We start from the raw sequence: 19,150 nt of genomic DNA on the forward strand, positions 1-19,150 counted from the left end.
CGCAGGCATAAATGATGCCGGATGATAGTCCCTTTTTTGCTATAAATTAACAGTTCTTGTTGCTATATTTTAAATTTTTTAATTTCGTCTTTCGTCAGCCCGGTTACCTCCATGATAGAGTAAAGTCTAATTTCTGGTACAAGATCATTGACATTGCTCTGGAAGATAAGAAAAGACGTGCGTGAACATTATGCCAACTGAAGGACAAAATCAAGTCTCTCTCAATGTTACTAGATTCGATAGAGCAATAACAATAACTTTGGATACGTCAATGTTTAAGCACTTTTTTTGTTCAGGGATGTAAGTAAAACAGTTCTTAGACATTATGTATTGTTGTGCATGAAAATTCATTTAGCTCTTTGCGGATATTCTCATCAATTATGAAAATGTGTGATTGAAATAACTACCTCCGGAAGTTACTTTCTCATTAATTTTGAAAATGACACTTGATAAATCAACGTTTATAACTGGTGTTTTCTCAACAACTATGACACCATACAGAAATTTATTAAAATCGATGAGAGAGAATTTAAGGAGGTAATTAGATTGCTAAGAATCTTAAAGCGACCAGATCCTTTATTAAAATCCGTTTGAAACTCGAGGGGGTTCTTGTTCCAGATCAAATTAAATATAAAATGTTCATACTCAGCCTGCCGCTTCGCCAATGGTCGATATGTTGAGAAGTCATTCTAGCATTATTGAGGATGAGTCATTAACAAGATAATAACCATAATCGAAAATATTGAAGTCGAATGAGTTATTATTAGGGCATGGAAGTAGATGGTATCGAGCGATAATTAGATTTTATCTTGATCGTCTTTGTGACAGCAAATTGGTCAATGATTATCAGTCCGGTATCTGGTGTCGGGCAGACTGTAAAATGAACGAATCCCCACTGGCCCTACTCGACTGGTGGGGTATTTTTATGTCTTCGCATATACTCTTTTACGGCCTCTACCACAACATCAACCATCTTCTTATTCTGTTTCGCGGCGAATATCTTTAACTCAGTATGGAATTGATCATCGAAATCAAATGTTGCTTTTTTCTTATTTACAGGTTTCTGTATACCTGTATTTACAGTTTCCTGTATTTCTTGACTCCGCCGTTTTCCTAATAACTGCTCAATCGCATCACGCTTGGACACGCTGCTCCAGCTCCTCGACAAAATTTCTATAATTGCTTAGTGCCGATGTATCCGAATTACTGTATTCCTGTATTCCTGTAATAGAAAACTCCTTGATTCTATTTCTTCGCTTTATTTCCGATCGAAACACAACTCCCTCGTATTCTCTCCTTACCCTATCAATGATTGTTTTATCAATGATTGTTCTAGAATCGATCATTGTTGGCAATATGCCGCATAAAACAAGGTCCAGCTTTTTAACCTCTTTGATGTGAATCATTGTTGCGATGTATCTGTCCAGCGCGTCATAACACATTGGTTCGCATTGTAGCATGACGATTGCATAGTCGGAAGCCACTAAACCATTAATAGTGTGCTCTCCGAGATTTGGAGGTAAATCAATAAGTATGTAGTCGTATCTGGCCTTTACTTTATGTAGTGTATCTCTCAAAATGGTCGAACTCATTGAAGGGTTTTGATGGATAAGCATGGGCAGAGTTGCAAGCATTTCATCAGCCGGAATGAAGTGAAGGTTGTAGGTTAACTTGCGGATGTAGGGGGTGGGATTCATGTTTTTACATGCCTCAAAAATAGTCATTTTGGAGTAATCGTGTATATCTCGTTGAGTAAGAAACTGTGTCAAATTGCCTTGGCTATCGAAGTCGACACAGAGAACCTTGTACTTCTTAGAGAGAAGATACCCCGTGATGGCCGTGGTTGTCGTTTTGCCAACGCCGCCTTTTTGATTACCGATTGAAATAATGGCTCCCATAACCCATTCCTCCTTATTTCTGTAAACCTTTATTCCTGTATATAGTTCTACAATAGATCTATTTAAAAGGGGGTCATGCACGGTCAAGTCGAGAGTGTATTCAGCAACCATAGCGCCAGGAATTTCTCTTTCAAATCAATTTTCTGTATATTTATCCATAAGGTCACTTTTCGCCAAAATTTTTTTCTAACGAATTCTGCAACAAATCGTCAAATTCGCTGTCATGCACAACAAATTCCAACGAATTCTGAAACAACAAAAACGGAGCCATGCGGATTAGCGGGCTCCGTTTTCTATTTATTTATGAAACATCACATTTTTTTTTTTTTTTTGTTGTATTTGAAGTCCGGAGATACGATTCGTTGTGCGATATATAGCTCGGATGGAACCATTAACCTTGGTGAACAAGTGAATAAGGTAGTAGCTGCTTCAAAATAAAAATCGTTATAGCATTAATGAAAGGATTTGATGAACATGGCAAAAGTATTTAAATTGGCGTATGCGGATTTCGCAAGTAAAGACGTAAGTAAATTAGCCGATTACTACACGAGAACGATGGGGTATGCTTTAGCCCATCGCGGAGAAGATGGAAGCGCATACATGTCAAATGGATTCGACCATCATTATATCGTTATTACTCCCTCTGACTATAGCGGGGTTCGGGTTTACGGGTACCAATTAGATAGAACAATTATCTTTGAAGGAAGTACAGGAGCAGCTTCGTAAGCAAGGCGTTTCATCTGTCCTTTTGACTGACGCTAAGCCGGGTATTCAAGAGTTTCTGGAGCTTTCAGACCCGGACGGCAATGTGATTCATTTATTTAATGAAATGGAACAGCCTGCTATTGGATTTGGCACTTCGGGCATCGTCCCGTTAAAGCTGGGACACATCGGCTTCCATTCGAACAATTTTCGCAAAACAGTGGATTTTTATACAGATGTACTGGGATTCACAGTTACGGATAAAATCGGAGCAGATCTTTGCAACTTCTTGACCTGTAACAACGATCACCATGTTCTGAATATTGTAGGGGCGGACCGACCCAACAAAATGCACCATATTGCCTTCCAACTGAAGGATGCCTCTCATCAAAATATAAGCTCGGATATTCTCGCCAGACATGGAATCGATGTATTGTGGGGACCTACCCGGCATACTTCCGGACACAATATCGCCACTTACCATTACGACGCGGACGAGAACTTAGTGGAGCTGTTTATCGATCTGGATGTTTATATTCCGGAGCTCGGTATTTTCGAACCGCGCCCTTGGCATAAGGAACTGCCGATGAAACCTAAAGTTTGGGACGCTTTGAGTTCGTGGGGAACAGATTTTGCATTTGATCTGGCTAATCTGAAATAAGCCCTGCGGGAGAAGGAGATGATTACGTATGACATTAAGGGAACAGGTTACCGGCGTATGGTCGTTGGTTGTTTCTGCAAATTTCATGCGCCAAGGGCGTCCGGCTTATTCATCGGGTGATCCGCATGAAGGAACGAAGGAAGAAATGGCAGAAGCGGCATTCGGATATTTAGCCTATGCAGGGAAATTTGAGGTCAATGAAGAGACAAACACGTTAATACATCATGTGGAAGTGAGCATGAATCCAACTTGGCTAGGAAAACAACAGCCGCGAGTAGCTTCAATTGAAGGTGATATACTAAGCATATATAACGGTTTAAAACCAAATCAAAGGCTTGTGTGGAAACGCGTTGGAAGCAACATCTCAGGCTTTTCGGCGAACAGGTGGTGCTTCTTCTACAAAAGTAAATACAAATGGAATAAAAAATGATTTAATGTAACTAGATTGGATACATAAAATCGAGAGAATTACGGAGTAGGTGGGTACATACGTGTAGTATTGGGTTTATAATACACAATGGAGAAATGGGATAAAAGAATCATTTGTTGTCAGTCATGGTATTGTTGTTCGTTCGATTTTATCATGAAAACTACATTTGATATTTTTCCAAAATGGCGGGGCCTGGAAAAGTCCGCTGAAAGTACCTTCCAAAACCGAGCTTATATGTTTCATGGGCGGAATCATCGCCATTGGTAATCTTGGCTTTCAAAGTCATAGCCTCATCACAAGCAAAATTGCTACTCAGAATTGAAAGGATGAACCTTCCTATGGATATGCGGACCATTCAGGCTTATGCGCCTTATCTTTACTTTGACGAGCATGAGCCCTTTTTCCCGGTTCGAGTTGGGGTGACGGTTTTCGAACAGGAGGAGATCTCTCCTTCGTTTCGAAGATCGTTTTCTTTTCGCGATCCTCGTCTGAAGCAGATTATTGAATATGCGATTTATTGGGATTACGATATTCAGCACTTATACGAACTGGAGCATGTATGGGTATTCATTGACCATGAGGGTGAAGTCATAGATTGTGAGGCGAGCTTTCACGGCAAGTATTTAAAGGGACTGCTGAAAGACCGCAGTAATGTGCTGGATGGGACGCATGTACGTTTGTTTTCCCAGCCTGGGAAGCATGCGTTTTCCCCAGTTGCTGAATTTCTCGAGCTAGTTCCGCATTTCTGGACTGCAGTGAATGAGGATGCTGGAGCTGATGGCTTGACGGTCCCTTATTTTCTAGAGGGCATTGTTGCGACGAATGAAGAAACCAACAGGATAGTCGAAACCTATTTGAAATCATGCGCGTTTACGCCAGCTTTGGCATATAAGGAATACCGATTGGATAAGGAGCTGTTCGTGCCCTGGACTCAGCTGCTGGAGGAGATACCGAAACGGATTCAGGAGAAAATCAAAGAGCTTACGGAACGGTATGGGCAGTTATGATTGATGGGATTTTAATTACCATGTATTATCTTAGCATTCATGCAACACCTCGTGAGATTGAGTTCATTGAATAAAGAAAGAAGCCCGGAAACATCACGCTTTCCGGGCTTTTCTATTCTCTTTTATTCGATAGGCTTTATAACTTCAGCAAATCTTCGAATGCCCTCCTCAATCATGTGATCATCAACTCGACTGTAGGTGAACCTCATGTACCGATCATTTGAACCAAGCGTGCTTCCTGGAGCGAATACGATTCCGTTCTTGACACATTCTTTGAACAAATGCTGTTCGTTCAATACCTCCTTCAGCTTGCACCAGAGATGTATCCCGCCGCTTGGAATCCCATACTCGATATTGTCTTTAAATGCAGATTGCAAAGCATGCAAAGTTATATCTCGCTTCCGTTTCAACCCGATTCGCAAGTGCTGGAAGTGCGTTTCAAAGCCTTCGGAGGAAAGCAGTTGCGCGGCTATCCATTGCGGATAGTTCGGGTGGCCAAAATCAATCTGTTGTTTAGCGTCAGTCAAACGTTGAATCACGGCTTGGGGTCCTACAATCCAGCCGATTCGCAGACCTGAGGAGATAATTTTGGACAATGAACTGATATAGAGAACTGAACCGTCTTGATCCATGGATTTTAACGAGCGTATGGGCTCATTGTCATATCCAGTAACACTATAGGGATCGTCTTCAACGATCGCAATTCCGTATTGGGTGGAAATTTCCAATACCTTTTTCCGTCTTTCATAGGACATCGTAGTCCCTGTTGGATTCTGAAAAATGGGATTTAGGAAGACCATCTTAATTCTGTGTTTTATATATATAGCAACGGAATCTCCTGGCTTGAGAAGAAATTGGATAATCAAATGCAGAGCTTGTTGGGCACCGGAGGTAATTAATATTGATGAGGCATTCGTTTCTACGTTTCGATAGGTCTTGAGGTGAGAAGTGATCGCTTCACGCAGTTTCATATTCCCCTGCATATGTTCATAGCCCAAGTATTCACTGATTCCATAGAATTGTGAACTTCTTGCATCAATCGAATCGGGAGCAAATCGGGGCTTAGTTCGCCAATGGCAAAGTTGATATGATGATCGCCCGATTGGATGATTTTATATATCTGCTGATTCAAAGGATTATTCGATTGAAATACCCCGCTTTTCACATACTCTTCCCAGTTTGGAATGCGTTTGAAGGTACCTCCTGCTTTATTATCGATCTGACTACGGTACCAATCCCTTTGACCCGTTTAACGAGTCCGATCGCGTATAGTCGACGCAAATGTAATGAAAAGTAACATCATCAAGAGGAGGGGTAGAATAAACCCTACAAAGCAAATCAAAAGTGTGGATGACACGTCATCTTTTCAAGACGATGCAAGCTGGTTAGTAGATCTTCAGAATAAAGGTTTACGTACTTCCGGATTAATTGAGGGAGGAAGACGCGGGGGAGCAGGTCCTTCTGATGATCGTGCATTTATGCTGGGAGATCAAGCCGTCATGCTTCCGACTCTAAATGGTCCTGCTGAACATTCCCTTTATTCCTTAGTATGCACTTTAGAAGACCTTGCCGAGTATTTCCGGCAATCTGCGGTAGTGTCTTCTGAAAAACCCGGAATATTTCAATTTCAAACAAGCAACAATGTGATTCTTTCGGACAGCGTGCCTGTTGCTTTAATTGATGTTGAAGATTTGATTATTGTTGCATCAAAAAATGGTATTCTAATATCCAAACGAGGATCTTCACACAAAGTGAAACATGTATTTAATCAGAATAATTTGTCACAGCGCTAATAAGTACTTGTAAACCTTTATAGGTATATAAGTGCTTTTTTATTATGATTGTTAAATGGAGGAGCTTGCTTATCGGGGCTCCTCTTTATTATTAAAATTATGGGCAGATTTTTAGAGGGAATTTTCCGTACTGAGAATAAAAAGCATTAATCCCAACAAAACTGAGTCATGATCATAAAGCTTCGATATTATCGCACTGAGGCTTTTTAACATATTGAGTTTAAAAATGCTGTTGACACGACACCAAATGGTGACCTATAATCAAAGTGTCACTAAATGGTGTCCAATTAGCAATTAGTCATTTGGAAAGTTTGGAACCTGAATAAGTTTCACTTGAAACAATTATGAGGAGGAAACAAATGAGTAAGATTATCGGTGCGGAAACAACAGCGAAAGTAGAAACCCAGCTCCGAGGAAAAATGATTGCTTATTGGACAGTCACATTACTACTCGCAGCAGCTGTTATGTTAAGTGGTATCGGGCAACTGATGCAATATGGGGGAAACCTCGAGTTAGTGAAGAATCTTGGTTACCCATTATACGTCTTGACCATTCTCGGGATTTGGAAAGTGCTTGGAGCCATCGCTCTTGTCGTGTCAGGTTTTCCTCGGCTTAAAGAATGGGTTCACGCTGGTATCTTCTTTTTAATGACTGGTGCGGCTGTATCTCATGCGTTTGCTAACGATTATGGTGATTACGGGTTTCATATTATCCTTCCGCTTTCATATGCTGCACTAAATATCGCCTCGTGGGCGCTACGTCCGAAGAGCCGCAAACTTTAAGGAGGTGGTGAAATTAACGGCTGTCCCTTCGTACATCAATAGATTTCTACCACAGAAAATAATATTTTGGAGGGGCTGTTGTGAGCGAGAACAACCAGTTACGGGATGTGTTTGACGCGATTGCAGATCCAACTAGGCGCCGACTGATTCGTCTGTTAGCAGAGGCAGAGGAGATACCGCTTCATGAGTTAACGGCACAGTTTGAAATGGGCCGCACAGCGGTATCCAAGCATTTGACAATCCTTAAAGATGCCGGACTGGTACTTGACCGAAAAGTCGGCAGAGAAACGCGATTTAGGCTAAACGCCTCTCCACTCAGAGAAATTCAAGATTGGGTGGCTTTCTACAGCAAGTTCTGGAGTATGAATTTATTGCGCTTGAACCAACTATTAGAGGAGGAAGAAGAATGAGTTTAACATTATCCTTGGATTTTCAGTACACGACATCGATCGAGAAGCTTTGGTCCGCCTTAACCGATTCAAGCAAGCTTGCCAAGTGGGTGGCCAACATCCACACAGGTGAGGCGATGGATAATGATTTTAAGCCCGTCGTAGGACACCGTTTTCAGTTTCGCACTCAGCCGTCCGAATATTGGGATGGCATTATTGACGGAGAAGTGCTTATCGTGGACGCACCAAACCGGGTGTCCTATACTTGGGCCAGCGGAGGGGAGAAGCACACGGTCAACTGGACGCTGCAGGATTTAGGGGACGGAAAGGTTAACCTTCATCTCGAACAAACCGGATTCGCCAATGCTCAAGGTCTCGAAGGTGCTAGGTATGGCTGGGGTAAATGGTGCGGCGAGCTTGAAAAGGTATTGGCCTAGTTGTAAAAGGAAGGAGAGCCTGATGAATATCATTTTTGTTATTTTACAAAGTTTTCTGCTCGTCTCCATGGCCTTTGGCGGCGGAAGCAAGCTGGCTGGTGCGAAAAATTTTGTTGAAATGTTCGAGTCGATTAAACTGCCGCAATGGTTTCGAGTTGTTACTGGACTCGTTCAACTAGCCGGGGCAGCCGGACTTGTTATCGGATACTGGCATCCGGCAGCAGCCGTATGGGCAGGCATTTGGATTGGCATTACGATGCTGGTGGCATGCCTTTCACATTTCAGAGTCAAGCATCCTGTTGGAAGTGCGATACCGGCCTTTGTGATTACTTTGATTGCAGCGACTCTGGTAGTCGTGCACCAGGTAGCATGAAGAAGAGCGGGTCAATGAAACTCGAGTCGCCATCAGAGCTGATAGACGCGAAAATCGAGGAGCTAGGCGACTGGAGGGGCGAGATGCTCTCCCGGCTACGCGCACTGATCAAGCAGGCGGACCCCGAAGTTGCCGAGGAGTGGAAGTGGAGAGGGACACCAGTCTGGTCGCACGACGGGGGAATCTGCACCGGTGAAACGTACAAGAACGTCGTGAAGATGACCTTCTACAAGGGTGCCTCGCTGAAGGATCCTTCAGGGCTCTTCAACTCCAGTCTCGAAGGCAACACCAGGCGGGCCATCGACTTCCACAAAGGCGACCAGATTGACGAGGAGGCTCTAATGGCTCTCGTCCGCGCCGCCGTTGCACTGAACACGTCAAAACCCTCCAAACGCAAATATGACCATGAGTGACTGGAAAGTATTCACATTCCTTTCCTGAGAGCCTATTTTCCACCAAAGGTGAGTATGCATATCGATTATAGCAAAATGTAGGAGAGTCCACTATGCAGGGCTCTTTTTCATTTAACATGGCGAGTGCAATGCAAAACCAGTTCTTTCGATGAAATGAACACGACCTGCTGCAATGCTGTTCAGGACAAAATTTGGGTGACCGATCCAGAGGAGGACCTGTGGGAGGTGTTTTATACCCATAGAGACAGTTGTGGAATTTTTTACTTCGTTCGTTCAATTGACGGAGAACTATAGTTGAATAACAAAAGGTCAGTTTGCTCTAGCAAACTGACCTTTTGTTGATTGTTATCTTATGAATGGTAGCTAAATTAAAAAGACCGATTTATCTTCTTCTAAGAAATTTACAATTTGCCTTAACGTATCGTTCTCCAATCGTGCTTAATACAAATTCGTCATCATGAAATTGAATAAGTACATTCTCGCCTATAAGTTCACCTCGTAAATAGACTGAGATGGCTGCTGAGATACACTCATCCTTTCAAACTCGGAAGCCTCTATTAGTTGACGTTCTTTTGGCATGGTTATCTCCATTTTATGTAATAACTTTTCTTAATAATAAACGTCAAAAAGGTTGGAATCGCAACCTTAAAAAGGATTAATGGCATGATTGATGCTAACGGCTTTGAAGGTTTGGCTGGTCATTGAAGTGTAGGGGGGTTGCACGCTCCGTTTCTTTTAGGAGATCTGCACCGAATGGATGATCCACAATATATTGCCAACTTTCATCAAGCTGCTTTCTTACAATTTCTGAGGTATGGCCTTGGATTTGTAACGGGCTTCCATCTTCACCAACGGTTTCGAGGATAAAGTGTGCTCGAAGCAAAGCGATGTTTTCAAATGGTATGCAGTAAATATTTTTGGACACCATTTTGCCTTTAAATCGTAATAGTTCCTCAAGGGTTTTACGAATCGGTTCAAGTCCTTCATCCTTATTACCGATCAGATTAATCAGAATGCCACCTGGTTCATATAAAGCAAGTAGGTTGTCTATGTCGCCGGAATTGTAAGCTTGAGCAAATGCAGCATTCATATCTTCCGGATTCATGACTGAGTTTCTTGAAATGGGGGATTTCATAAGATCACTTCTTTCTGTATGATGAATACAGTTGTTAGCATATCTGAATTCTCACAATAATTTAAGTACGCAGAAAATAGTTACATAGTCATAAAAACTTAACCAATGGAGGTAAATATGCCCTATCAAGATGAATCATTTGGTTGCCCTGTAGAGGTGGGGCTTCAAATAATTAGCGGAAAATGGAAGCCGAAAATCATGTATGAATTGCTTCAACAAACCAGGAGATTTGGTGAACTCTTGCGACTAATTCCTGGTGTATCAAGACATGTTATGACGATACAGCTTCGTTTGCTAGAAGAGGATGGTATCGTTAAACGCACCGCATACTTAACGATACCACCGAAAGTTGAATACGAATTGACCGAATTTGGTAGAAGCTTGGAACCCATTCTGATTCAATTGGTAAAGGTGGGAGAGCATTCCATCTCACTCCGTAAAAATGAACGCAATGAGAGTTGAAGTTTATCGTTAATTGACGCAATATAGAATGAAAAATTATGCATTAATAATCACAAAGGGTGCTAATAATGCTATTTATGTAACCATGGGTAGAAGAGCATTCAGATATGCGTCACTCCGATATTGGGTAGATTGCGTGATGATTCAAGGTAGTAAAGAATTCAACTAACGGAAAAGATAGTTGAACAAATGTTGGAGCGAGGCTGCAGGCGTGAATCGGCAGCTTCGTTACGAACGGGTAGGATAACGGGGGAGGGGATTATCATATGCATTTCACCAAAAAATCAGTAACCGTCTATCTTATCTCTGGTCCACTTGGTGTAGGGAAATCAACCGTCTCCAAGACTCTGGCCAACGCGATGAACCAATGTGCGTTGATTGAAGGTGATCTCCTTCTCCATGTCTACCGAGGGGAGACCGAGCCGCCCTGGGAGGAACGACTCCGACTGGCTTGGCTTAATATTGCTGCGGTGACGCGGAATTTTCTCCTGGACGGGCTAGACGTCGTTATCGATTTCGTCGTCGAAGATGAACTGCAATGGTTCTTTGACCAACTATCGGACTTCGAGGCGACGCTACACTATGTTGTGCTGCACGCGGAACCGAACACTCTTACCGCTCGACTCCATCAGCGAGGAGATGCACAATACATCCACCGTTCGCTCTTCCTTCGGAACAAGTTGATGACGTCGCCAACCAATGAGCCATTCCTGCTGGATACCGATCGTAGGCAGCCGGATGAACTTGCTGAGGAAATCATTAATAATTCCAGATTTCGGATACACTTGAAGTGAGAAAATTATTTTGTGACAATTGAGGTAACGGATTACGGTTGCTCATTACTGATGAACGACATAATTTTTATTGTAGGAGGGAACAACATTGAAGTTTTTGCAGAATATTTAGCTCATATTGATAACCCGCAACATCGGGCCCGAACCGAAGAAGTTTTGACTTGGGTAACTAAGAAATTCCCGGATTTAATGCCAAAAATTGCGTGGAATCAGCCTATGTTTACCGATCACGGCACATTTATTATTGGCTTTAGCGTAGCCAAACATCATTTGGCTGTTGCCCCTGAAAGGGCAGGGATTAATCATTTTTCTGATGACATTGTGCAGGCTAACTATGATCACAGCAAGGAGTTGGTACGTATCCAGTGGGATAGTCCGGTTGATTTCTCATTACTTGAGAAAATGATCGAGTTTAATATTTTGGATAAGGCAGATTGTTCAACTTTTTGGCGGAAATAAAATAAATAGGATAGTTCTTAGAGGCTCATATTTGCGTTTTAAGGCCTTTTGATGCTCGGACGATCGGTTGCCGTTGTCGTTTCTGTTGAAGTAAGAGGCAGTTTAGTTCAATAAACCAACCAAAAGACGTTTAGTTCATTCCGCCATTAAGCTCTAACGGTGAACTATAGCGTGAGAGCTGTCATGACTCGGCCTCCGATTTCTTCCGCTGAAACCGCGGCTTTTTGTCTTTATGGGATCAGTTTTGGCACCGTGAAATGGAACATTTGTCATCACTTATTTTCGCTTGACCCTAACACAGACGTCAGGGTTTATAATGAGATTATCTCGAGCATAAGGAGAGGATGCAACTGAATATTTAGGGAATTAGTGGAGCTGATCGGGAGCAGCAGTCCAGTGTCCCGAGATAACTTACTCCGAGCATGCAAATGCTGGGATAACAGGATTTCCATTCGTGGTACGTGATAATGGCCTAAGAGTGTGAAGTTTAATGTGTATAATCTAACTGGAAAGGAAGAGAATGCTTTATGGATATTACACCACAAGAAGAATCAATGATTAAGGCTTTCCGTGAGACTGACTTACCACCTTTATTTGTGCTCATACGGGTCAGAAATGATATTGCAAATGACATTGGAAATGTCAAAGAGAGCCAAAGAGATGTTATTGTTAAAACATTAGAAAAATACATCAGCCTATTATGGGAAGACTATCATGATGGGAAAAAATAACAAGTTAAAGAAAGCCCCTAACGAATTAATCTTAACAATGCGGTGCCTGCAAACCTTGGTTGTGTTCGGATTTACCTTGAGGCGGCCGCTTAGAATTCTAAATGAATAAGTTCGTTAAACATAAAACATCGTCAGGTTTTTAGGCGATGTTTTATGTTTAATATTGCTGCATCGCTGAGGGCTACAGGAATGGAATTTGACAAGAACATTATCTCATTCCCGACGGAGTTATTCTGTATGTAAATCCTTAGTCCCTAGTCCTCAATACGTTACTCATAATACGAACGGGCAGGATACTTCCAATATGTGTTAATAAAGAAATGGTAGACTTCTGCGAAGAAAGAGGTAGGCTCGGTTGAAATATATCGAATTAGGTGTAGGAAATACCTGGATACTCCGAACGGAATCAGAATTTGATGATGGGTCTGAGATTGAGCATAAGGGTATTATTAAGCCGATTATATTTCACTCCATCTATTTAAGAATATGGATTGGGAAGATAGAGGTGGCCAGATTCTGCTTGTTACCGGGGGAAAAGGATATTATCAGGAAAAAGGCAAAACGGTACAGGAGCTGCATGAAGGGGATGTAGTAAAGATCCGTCCAGATGTGAAACATTGGCATGGTGCTACACCGGATAGTTGGTTTACACATATCGCGATAAGTACTAATGTCCAAAAGGGAGACACCGAATGGTTGGAACCCGTAACGGATGAAGAATATAACAATTTAAATAACAAGTAGGATTCCAAAACGGTTTAATCGGTAATACCCGCAAGTTAAAGATATCTGTTTTATCCTTTGGAGTGATAGTAATAGAACATATTTTAATTTACAGCTCGGAAGCGTCGCTCTATGAGGGTATTCTAATCGAAACAGACGCCGCCGCAGTAAAAAATTGTTTTTAAAAGGTTCCACTTTTGGCAATCCTATACCAAAAGGTGGTGTTTTATATTGTGGATTATAAAAACAGAACATAAAAGAGATGAAGATGGTGGGACGGTAGCTCTAGAATTGGAAACCGAAGATAAGCGTCTTGATGTTAATGTTAGATGGGATGGTTGTACAGAAATTCACGTATATTCAGTTACAGAAGAAAATCGTGAACTTAAAGATACTTTTCATACGTGTGATTTAAAAGGATTTATTGATACGTTGAAGACCCTTGATAACGTTTGTCAGGATTACTTTGGTGAGGGAAGTTATTGGGAACGAAAAAAAGATGAAGAGGAATAGCGTACGCGAAGCAATACAATGAATATTCCGATAATGACCCGCATAATGCGGGTTTTCGTTTTTTATTCGGATAAGTAAGGTGTTCAACTACAGGGCAGTAATGTTCAACTAAAGCTGGACTCTTACCTAGATTGACAAAAGCAGATGTCATTGAAAAATGTGAAATGGATCATCATCCCTTTTACTTATGTCGCGCATTAAATTTTGCCTTTATTCAAGCGGTTTTGGTTCCTCTAGGTAGTGAAGTGAAAGATGAGAGCGTATTAAAATGGGGGTTTTGGGGGAGGCATATATATGGGTATGATTCTTCTTATATTTTAGTAGAAAGACGTATACCCGGTAAGTAAATAAATGACGAAGGTACCGATAAATAATAACCCTTTTCAATAAGGAGGTCTTTAAAGCCAAAATACTACTATTGTTGAATTTTGAGCAGTTTGACTGCGGTTCCGGAAGCCCGCGATGAATCATCGTTGTGAAAAGAATCAGGTCAGCCTGAGGAAGAGCTAAAAAATGCGCCCCACCCGTTGCAGCAAGCGCATTTCTATATGTTCATATGTATTGGACTATGCTTTTGCTAGTTTCTCTCTGTCAGCTGCTTGTGGCGGCTGTTCCAACCAACCATTTTGTATCAAAATATCTGTTCCATCTTTTGCAAAATTCAGTAAGTCGAATGTAAATTTCTCCTAAATCAGTCCTAGGACTTTGACCAAGACTTCTACCATAATGTGCAATTCCAGCCGAATTTAATGTGGCAGCATGGAATAACATTAGTTTATCTGAAAACGGGGCAACAGTTGATTCTGTTGGTAATGTATCCCATGCACTGGCAGAAGGAAGATATTCTTTACTTAGTAATGATCCGAATATTTCAACATGTTTATCCGCAATGTTCCTGCCCCTTATGAAATAATCGCGAACTTTCTCATTCTTTGCAACTTGACTATATCCAATTAGTAGTGATCGACCCAGTTGATTTTGTATTAGGTTAAAATAAATATGGTTTATTTCAATTGCATTTAACGGTCTGCCATGTCCAAACAAGCCCGCGAGATAACTTTGATTTTGAACGTACTCAACTTCTTTGGGAATCGGAATAAAGGGAGATCTTATGAACGTTCCTTTTTTAACATGATTTGCTTTATTGAGCAATCTAGCCGACTCATTTAATCATTCGGTAAAGTATTCACATAAATCCAAGCGAGCAGCATTGGCCAAAGCCATTGTATAAAATTCAAGACCAACTTTACCAATATTCTGAAGGTAAAAAAGATAAAAATTATCTAGAAACAAGCGTGGAGTTTCTTTATTAACATCTAATTTTTCTGAAAATCCGTCTGGAACAGGGTACTGCTCCTCAATGAAAAAAGATTTTAATTTTTGTACGTGTGCTCGTGATAATTGTATCGCAAATTCAAGGACGGAACGAATTTCTGTATCTTCAACATGTGACAAGTAATCCCCTAGTATAATATTATCACGGTTGACATTACTATTCAGTCGTGCGGAGATCGAGGAAATGTATATTTATAAAATAGTTGGTTAATTTAATATTTGTTGTAAATTGAAATCATGGTAGGGGGAAATATATGAGCATTGAAATAAAACCTAGGCAACCTAAGAAGTGCCGAGGATGCATATGGGGCAATTGGGATGGATTGAAACAGTATTGTAGTAAAATACAATGTATTAAGTAATGAATGTTATTCGGTAATAAAAAGTAAAAAGTATTTACCACTCCAGATTTTTTTGTTTCTCGTAAATTGAATTATATGAGGTACTAAAAAAATGAGCAAGACCATAAATAGAGTGCTATTAAAAGCCAAGCCACTTCGAATAGGAAGTGGCTTTTACTTGATTGTTGGGGTAAGTGCTGGTGCAATATTAATTGGACCAAATATTAAAATTATATTTTCCCTCATTACGATAGAGAAGACTTGTTCAAAGATGATACAAAGAAAATAAATAGAATGCTAAGGATTTAAAGAAATGATTTTTCTAGACTATGTGGAGTAACCCAAAATAAGAAATATTAAACGAGAAAATTTCTCTTTTTAAATAGGGATTTCGCCTTTATTCTTGATTTAAGACAAAAGAGCAAAAAAAATAATAAGTAACCAGTATATCATATACTCGCTCTACATCACGATTTCTCTACTAATGGATAGGATAATATCGATGACTAGAATTTAAATTGATGAATCGTACGATTAAATGGACATGGGGAGGAGATAAGCATATTTGAAACCAATCATTCAACTATTGCATTTTGGCTATCATCAGACGATGAGCTGCATATTTCCTGTTGCGATCTTTGGAACTTTAGCTCTCTCTAGCGTAATAGCGGTACCTTTCATTCATCGTTATGATGCCATTCTACTTATACTGCTTGGAGTGCAATACTTCATGTACCGCAGCGGATTAGAGACACGTGATGAAATCAAAGTAATCTGTATATTTCACTTTATTGGATTGTTGCTGGAGTTATATAAGGTATGGATGGGATCATGGTCATATCCTGAGCCTGGGTATACGAAGTTGCTCGGTGTCCCGCTCTATAGCGGATTTATGTATGCAAGTGTAGCAAGCTTTATGTGTCAGGTGTGGCGGAGACTGCGGATGGACATGACTGGCTGGCCTGGGCTTAGGTCTTCGGTGCTGTTAGGAGGAGCCATCTATTTCAACTTTTTCACACATCATTTTATTCCCGATTTTCGTTGGTGGTTGACGGCACTTGTGTTTATTATCTTCTGGAAAACACGGATCATATATCGGGTACGGACTATAACTTATCGAATGCCCTTAACTCTCGCTTTTTTCATTGTAGGTTTTTTCATTTGGTTAGCAGAAAATATAGCAACATTTTTTGATGCTTGGAAATATCCTGATCAGCACCAAACTTGGCAACTGGTTAGTTTCAGCAAGATCAACTCATGGTTTCTTCTGGTAATCATTAGCGTCATCATCGTTGCCCAACTTAAAAATGTTAAAGCTAGTCGAACAAGGAACGATTTATTTTCCTGCTAAGATTACGACGAAGAACGTTAGTGTAGGAGCTGTTTTGTAGCAATGCAACATGATTCATTCATGAGTATTAAAAGTGGTATTCACTCCATACACATAATCAATGAGACTCTGTATGGAAGGATCAAAAAATGAAAATCGTACTTTACGCCATAATCGCAATTAGCTTCGTTATACTAACAGCTTGCAGTAACTCATTTAGCGAATCTGATGCTGTGAAAATTACTTTATTAAAGATTCATAAATTAAACGAACCTCATTTAAATGTGGATTTCCCCAAACGAACTGGATCTAAGACAATGAAGGTTCCGATAGGTGGAATGTACGGAAATAAAACCATTTTAAAGTTAACCACCCATGTTGAAATGATTGATAAACAAACATATGAAGTTACGCTTATCAAAGATTGGAATTACAAGGTGAATGATATAATAGTTCTTAGTTATTGGAAGTTTAGGGTTAATGAAAGATGATAAGGATGATTTAATGGCGATAATTGGATAATATTAAACTATTTTAGAATCCATTTTATCACCAATATGATTTAAATAACCGGAAACTTAATTGAAGGAGCTGGCTTCGCGGCAGCTCTTCTTTGTGTATTAAAGTAAACGGGCAGAATACTCCAAACTACTATATAAATAAATTTGTAGATAACAGGATTTTAGTCAAAACAGTAAAGAAGAACTCATTCGAACTCATTAGTATCTGAAGCCAGTAGTTATTCAACTATCGGGAAACGCTAGCACGGTGAAAAACCAAATAGATTAAAACCCCCCAATTCAAGTAAAGGACTAATAGATGAATTCGGAGGTTTTTGTATGAAATTTAAAAGATTAATGGATGATGTATGATGCGGATAAACGTATATTAGGATTCAGCTCGCACACTTAATTTGTTGTCGGAATACGTACAGTTGTGATAGGATGAAAAACAGACTCTCTGCTTCTAAACGTACAAGCCGGCTTCCGGATCTTGTGCAAATTCGAAAGCAACCAAATAGAGATTAAGAGTCTTGGATATGGAATGAAGAATAGGAGATTCTCTGTATTATGACCTACAAGAACAATCAGCATGTGTTTAGACTAGCATTACTGCTCGGTTTATTTTCGACACTCGGGCCTTTTACTATCGATATGTATTTACCGGCGTTCCCGGAGATTGTAAAGCAATTCGATACGACGGCTTCGCTGGTACAGCTCAGCCTGACCGCTTGTTTACTCGGACTCGGCATCGGCCAGGTAATCATGGGTTCGCTGAGCGACGTCTACGGTAGACGCAATCCGCTGCTTATCTCCATGGCCGTTTATGTCGTCGCCTCGTTAGCTTGCGCATTCTCGCCAAATATCGGGCTGTTGATCGCATTCCGGTTCGTGCAGGGTTTTGTCGCTTCGGCGGGCATTGTCATTTCCCGCGCGATCGCACGCGACCTGTACAGCGGTCACGAGCTCACAAAATTTTTCTCACTGCTCTTGCTTGTCGGTAATTTGGGTCCGCTCGTGGCACCGGTTACCGGTAGTGGGATTCTATCTTTCACTACTTGGATCGGCGTATTTATAGCGCTGGCACTGCTGGGGATCTACCTATTGACGATGACAAAATGGAGGCTACAGGAGACTCTACCATCAGATCGCCGCAGGCCCAGCAATATCGTGCAGCAGCTGCGGAACTACGGATCGCTCATGCGAGATCGCCAGTTTGTCGGCTACATGCTTGCACAGGGTATTATGATCGCGGGGGTCTTCGCGTATGTTTCGGGAACGCCCTTTATTTATCAAAATATTTACGGAGCTTCGCCGACCGTATTCGCTCTTTTGTTCGGATCAAACGGCATCAGCCTGATCATCGGCTCCCAACTGGTCGGGCGGATGGCGCATCGCGTATCCGAACACGCCTTTCTGTTGTTCGGCCTATGGCTTGCCTGCTTGGCAAGCGTCGTTGTCTTAGTGGTGGCCATCGTCCATGGACCGCTTTTCGCATTGGTGATTCCGCTGTTTTTCTTCGTTGCGGCAATCGGCATTACATCAACGGCAGCATTCCCGCTTGCAATGGAGAGCCAGGGTCATATGGCGGGCAGTGCTGCTGCGCTACTTGGTGTCATTCCCTTCTTGCTCGGAGCAGTCGTCTCTCCGCTAGTCGGCATCGCAGGTGAAGACACTGCCGTTCCGCTAGGCGTAATTATTTTATTGACGAGCACCGCAGCGATGCTGGCTTACTTCTTTCTGGTAAGAAGAAGCCTGCGTGGAGCAGCTTAAGTTAGTAGCATGTGGTAAATGGAAAACCAGTCTGGCACTGTAACTTAGTGATGGACTGGTTTTGATTTTTTAACAATAGTATTATTTTCATGAATAATTTTAATCAGGTAAAATTAAAGTGGCTATTTTTTATATATAATGTTTTTAAACTAATGGGTTCGATTGCATA

At 41.2% G+C, this 19,150-nt stretch carries 24 protein-coding genes and 2 pseudogenes; 20 read left to right on the forward strand and 6 right to left on the reverse strand.

Going from position 1 to position 19,150, the window contains the following annotated elements:
- Positions 1 to 901: 901 nt before the first annotated feature.
- Both QFZ77_RS15745 and QFZ77_RS15750 read right to left on the reverse strand, forming a co-directional pair.
- Positions 902 to 1,147 carry a hypothetical protein gene (locus QFZ77_RS15745; RefSeq protein ID WP_047672745.1) on the reverse strand — a complete coding sequence of 82 codons (246 nt, stop codon included), beginning with the start codon at positions 1,145 to 1,147 and terminating at the stop codon, positions 902 to 904.
- Positions 1,134 to 1,898, reverse strand: coding sequence for a ParA family protein (locus QFZ77_RS15750; RefSeq protein WP_307440930.1), 765 nt, complete (start codon positions 1,896 to 1,898; stop codon positions 1,134 to 1,136). The genes QFZ77_RS15745 and QFZ77_RS15750 overlap by 14 nt, the downstream gene beginning before the upstream one ends.
- Before the next feature lie 474 nt (positions 1,899 to 2,372).
- Between QFZ77_RS15750 and QFZ77_RS15755 the strand changes: the two genes are divergently transcribed.
- The 4 genes from QFZ77_RS15755 (at position 2,373) to QFZ77_RS15770 (ending at position 4,698) form a co-directional block, all read left to right on the forward strand.
- Positions 2,373 to 2,624: a VOC family protein gene (locus tag QFZ77_RS15755; RefSeq protein ID WP_307440931.1), complete on the forward strand. Its 252-nt coding sequence runs from the start codon at positions 2,373 to 2,375 to the stop codon at positions 2,622 to 2,624.
- On the forward strand, positions 2,596 to 3,261 hold the full coding sequence (locus tag QFZ77_RS15760) for a VOC family protein (protein ID WP_307440932.1): 666 nt from the start codon (positions 2,596 to 2,598) through the stop codon (positions 3,259 to 3,261). The genes QFZ77_RS15755 and QFZ77_RS15760 overlap by 29 nt, the downstream gene beginning before the upstream one ends.
- Before the next feature lie 28 nt (positions 3,262 to 3,289).
- A complete protein-coding gene (locus QFZ77_RS15765) occupies positions 3,290 to 3,691 on the forward strand; it encodes a lipocalin-like domain-containing protein (RefSeq protein ID WP_307440933.1) in 402 nt (133 codons plus the stop codon).
- 338 nt (positions 3,692 to 4,029) lie between these two features.
- Entirely contained in the window at positions 4,030 to 4,698 is a 669-nt protein-coding gene (locus QFZ77_RS15770) for an NPP1 family protein (RefSeq protein WP_307440934.1), read from the forward strand.
- Between the two features lie 122 nt (positions 4,699 to 4,820).
- Here QFZ77_RS15770 and QFZ77_RS15775 read toward each other — a convergent pair whose 3' ends face one another.
- Positions 4,821 to 5,669: an aminotransferase-like domain-containing protein gene (locus tag QFZ77_RS15775; protein WP_307440935.1), complete on the reverse strand. Its 849-nt coding sequence runs from the start codon at positions 5,667 to 5,669 to the stop codon at positions 4,821 to 4,823.
- A 315-nt stretch (positions 5,670 to 5,984) separates the two neighbouring features.
- On the opposite strand from QFZ77_RS15775, the gene QFZ77_RS15780 reads away from it, so the two are divergent.
- From QFZ77_RS15780 to QFZ77_RS15805, 6 genes are all read left to right on the forward strand, one after another.
- Positions 5,985 to 6,491, forward strand: coding sequence for a glycosyltransferase family protein (locus tag QFZ77_RS15780; protein ID WP_307440936.1), 507 nt, complete (start codon positions 5,985 to 5,987; stop codon positions 6,489 to 6,491).
- Between the two features lie 359 nt (positions 6,492 to 6,850).
- Positions 6,851 to 7,273 carry a DoxX family protein gene (locus tag QFZ77_RS15785; protein WP_307440938.1) on the forward strand — a complete coding sequence of 141 codons (423 nt, stop codon included), beginning with the start codon at positions 6,851 to 6,853 and terminating at the stop codon, positions 7,271 to 7,273.
- Between the two features lie 80 nt (positions 7,274 to 7,353).
- Complete coding sequence (locus QFZ77_RS15790; RefSeq protein WP_307440939.1) at positions 7,354 to 7,683, forward strand: ArsR/SmtB family transcription factor; 330 nt, start codon at positions 7,354 to 7,356, stop codon at positions 7,681 to 7,683.
- Complete coding sequence (locus QFZ77_RS15795; protein WP_307440940.1) at positions 7,680 to 8,099, forward strand: SRPBCC family protein; 420 nt, start codon at positions 7,680 to 7,682, stop codon at positions 8,097 to 8,099. Before QFZ77_RS15790 ends, QFZ77_RS15795 begins: the two co-directional genes overlap by 4 nt.
- Positions 8,100 to 8,121: 22 nt before the next feature.
- Positions 8,122 to 8,472 carry a DoxX family protein gene (locus tag QFZ77_RS15800; protein ID WP_307440941.1) on the forward strand — a complete coding sequence of 117 codons (351 nt, stop codon included), beginning with the start codon at positions 8,122 to 8,124 and terminating at the stop codon, positions 8,470 to 8,472.
- Between the two features lie 14 nt (positions 8,473 to 8,486).
- On the forward strand, positions 8,487 to 8,885 hold the full coding sequence (locus tag QFZ77_RS15805; RefSeq protein ID WP_307440942.1) for a DUF1801 domain-containing protein: 399 nt from the start codon (positions 8,487 to 8,489) through the stop codon (positions 8,883 to 8,885).
- 673 nt (positions 8,886 to 9,558) lie between these two features.
- Here the strand turns inward: QFZ77_RS15805 and QFZ77_RS15810 are convergent.
- Positions 9,559 to 9,990 (reverse strand): YybH family protein, encoded by a 432-nt coding sequence (locus QFZ77_RS15810; RefSeq protein WP_307440943.1) that lies wholly within the window; start codon positions 9,988 to 9,990, stop codon positions 9,559 to 9,561.
- A gap of 147 nt (positions 9,991 to 10,137) precedes the next feature.
- On the opposite strand from QFZ77_RS15810, the gene QFZ77_RS15815 reads away from it, so the two are divergent.
- From QFZ77_RS15815 to QFZ77_RS15845, 7 genes and pseudogenes are all read left to right on the forward strand, one after another.
- On the forward strand, positions 10,138 to 10,482 hold the full coding sequence (locus QFZ77_RS15815) for a winged helix-turn-helix transcriptional regulator (RefSeq protein WP_307440944.1): 345 nt from the start codon (positions 10,138 to 10,140) through the stop codon (positions 10,480 to 10,482).
- A 266-nt stretch (positions 10,483 to 10,748) separates the two neighbouring features.
- A complete protein-coding gene (locus tag QFZ77_RS15820) occupies positions 10,749 to 11,276 on the forward strand; it encodes a P-loop nucleotide/nucleoside kinase family protein (protein WP_307440945.1) in 528 nt (175 codons plus the stop codon).
- Between the two features lie 87 nt (positions 11,277 to 11,363).
- Positions 11,364 to 11,735, forward strand: a complete 372-nt coding sequence (locus QFZ77_RS15825; RefSeq protein ID WP_307449556.1) for an iron chaperone — start codon at positions 11,364 to 11,366, stop codon at positions 11,733 to 11,735.
- 527 nt (positions 11,736 to 12,262) lie between these two features.
- Entirely contained in the window at positions 12,263 to 12,466 is a 204-nt protein-coding gene (locus QFZ77_RS15830) for a hypothetical protein (protein WP_307440946.1), read from the forward strand.
- 355 nt (positions 12,467 to 12,821) lie between these two features.
- Entirely contained in the window at positions 12,822 to 13,058 is a 237-nt protein-coding gene (locus tag QFZ77_RS37825; protein ID WP_373462608.1) for a DUF3977 family protein, read from the forward strand.
- A pseudogene (locus QFZ77_RS15840) lies at positions 12,971 to 13,210 on the forward strand (cupin domain-containing protein); the annotation flags it as partial. The gene QFZ77_RS37825 and the pseudogene QFZ77_RS15840, both read left to right, overlap by 88 nt.
- A 210-nt stretch (positions 13,211 to 13,420) precedes the next feature.
- A complete protein-coding gene (locus QFZ77_RS15845) occupies positions 13,421 to 13,702 on the forward strand; it encodes a hypothetical protein (RefSeq protein ID WP_307440947.1) in 282 nt (93 codons plus the stop codon).
- A 566-nt stretch (positions 13,703 to 14,268) separates the two neighbouring features.
- Here QFZ77_RS15845 and QFZ77_RS15850 read toward each other — a convergent pair.
- Together QFZ77_RS15850 and QFZ77_RS15855 are read right to left on the reverse strand one after the other, a co-directional pair.
- Positions 14,269 to 14,854 (reverse strand): annotated as a pseudogene (locus QFZ77_RS15850) (DUF3231 family protein).
- A gap of 18 nt (positions 14,855 to 14,872) precedes the next feature.
- On the reverse strand, positions 14,873 to 15,229 hold the full coding sequence (locus QFZ77_RS15855; RefSeq protein WP_307449559.1) for a DUF3231 family protein: 357 nt from the start codon (positions 15,227 to 15,229) through the stop codon (positions 14,873 to 14,875).
- A gap of 714 nt (positions 15,230 to 15,943) precedes the next feature.
- Here QFZ77_RS15855 and QFZ77_RS15860 point away from each other — a divergent pair.
- From QFZ77_RS15860 to QFZ77_RS15870, 3 genes are all read left to right on the forward strand, one after another.
- Positions 15,944 to 16,729 carry a DUF817 domain-containing protein gene (locus QFZ77_RS15860; protein ID WP_307440949.1) on the forward strand — a complete coding sequence of 262 codons (786 nt, stop codon included), beginning with the start codon at positions 15,944 to 15,946 and terminating at the stop codon, positions 16,727 to 16,729.
- Positions 16,730 to 16,857: 128 nt separating this feature from the next.
- Positions 16,858 to 17,199 (forward strand): hypothetical protein, encoded by a 342-nt coding sequence (locus QFZ77_RS15865; protein WP_307440950.1) that lies wholly within the window; start codon positions 16,858 to 16,860, stop codon positions 17,197 to 17,199.
- A 579-nt stretch (positions 17,200 to 17,778) separates the two neighbouring features.
- Positions 17,779 to 18,981, forward strand: a complete 1,203-nt coding sequence (locus tag QFZ77_RS15870; RefSeq protein WP_307440951.1) for a multidrug effflux MFS transporter — start codon at positions 17,779 to 17,781, stop codon at positions 18,979 to 18,981.
- Positions 18,982 to 19,150: the final 169 nt, after the last annotated feature.

It is taken from the genome of Paenibacillus sp. V4I3, from assembly GCF_030817215.1.
In the GTDB taxonomy this organism is placed as follows: Bacteria; Bacillota; Bacilli; order Paenibacillales; family NBRC-103111; genus Paenibacillus_E.

Coding starts and splice junctions, on each gene's coding strand:
- QFZ77_RS15805 (WP_307440942.1), top strand. CDS start 8,487: ATGAAACTCGAGTCGCCATCAGAGCTGATAGACGCGAAAATCGAGGAG.
- QFZ77_RS15815 (WP_307440944.1), top strand. CDS start 10,138: ATGCCCTATCAAGATGAATCATTTGGTTGCCCTGTAGAGGTGGGGCTT.
- QFZ77_RS15785 (WP_307440938.1), top strand. CDS start 6,851: ATGAGTAAGATTATCGGTGCGGAAACAACAGCGAAAGTAGAAACCCAG.
- QFZ77_RS15865 (WP_307440950.1), top strand. CDS start 16,858: ATGAAAATCGTACTTTACGCCATAATCGCAATTAGCTTCGTTATACTA.
- QFZ77_RS15830 (WP_307440946.1), top strand. CDS start 12,263: ATGGATATTACACCACAAGAAGAATCAATGATTAAGGCTTTCCGTGAG.
- QFZ77_RS15780 (WP_307440936.1), top strand. CDS start 5,985: ATGAAAAGTAACATCATCAAGAGGAGGGGTAGAATAAACCCTACAAAG.
- QFZ77_RS15765 (WP_307440933.1), top strand. CDS start 3,290: ATGACATTAAGGGAACAGGTTACCGGCGTATGGTCGTTGGTTGTTTCT.
- QFZ77_RS15755 (WP_307440931.1), top strand. CDS start 2,373: ATGGCAAAAGTATTTAAATTGGCGTATGCGGATTTCGCAAGTAAAGAC.
- QFZ77_RS15770 (WP_307440934.1), top strand. CDS start 4,030: ATGGATATGCGGACCATTCAGGCTTATGCGCCTTATCTTTACTTTGAC.
- QFZ77_RS15800 (WP_307440941.1), top strand. CDS start 8,122: ATGAATATCATTTTTGTTATTTTACAAAGTTTTCTGCTCGTCTCCATG.
- QFZ77_RS15775 (WP_307440935.1), bottom strand. CDS start 5,669: ATGAAACTGCGTGAAGCGATCACTTCTCACCTCAAGACCTATCGAAAC.
- QFZ77_RS15810 (WP_307440943.1), bottom strand. CDS start 9,990: ATGAATCCGGAAGATATGAATGCTGCATTTGCTCAAGCTTACAATTCC.
- QFZ77_RS15795 (WP_307440940.1), top strand. CDS start 7,680: ATGAGTTTAACATTATCCTTGGATTTTCAGTACACGACATCGATCGAG.
- QFZ77_RS15820 (WP_307440945.1), top strand. CDS start 10,749: ATGCATTTCACCAAAAAATCAGTAACCGTCTATCTTATCTCTGGTCCA.
- QFZ77_RS15870 (WP_307440951.1), top strand. CDS start 17,779: ATGACCTACAAGAACAATCAGCATGTGTTTAGACTAGCATTACTGCTC.
- QFZ77_RS15750 (WP_307440930.1), bottom strand. CDS start 1,898: ATGGGAGCCATTATTTCAATCGGTAATCAAAAAGGCGGCGTTGGCAAA.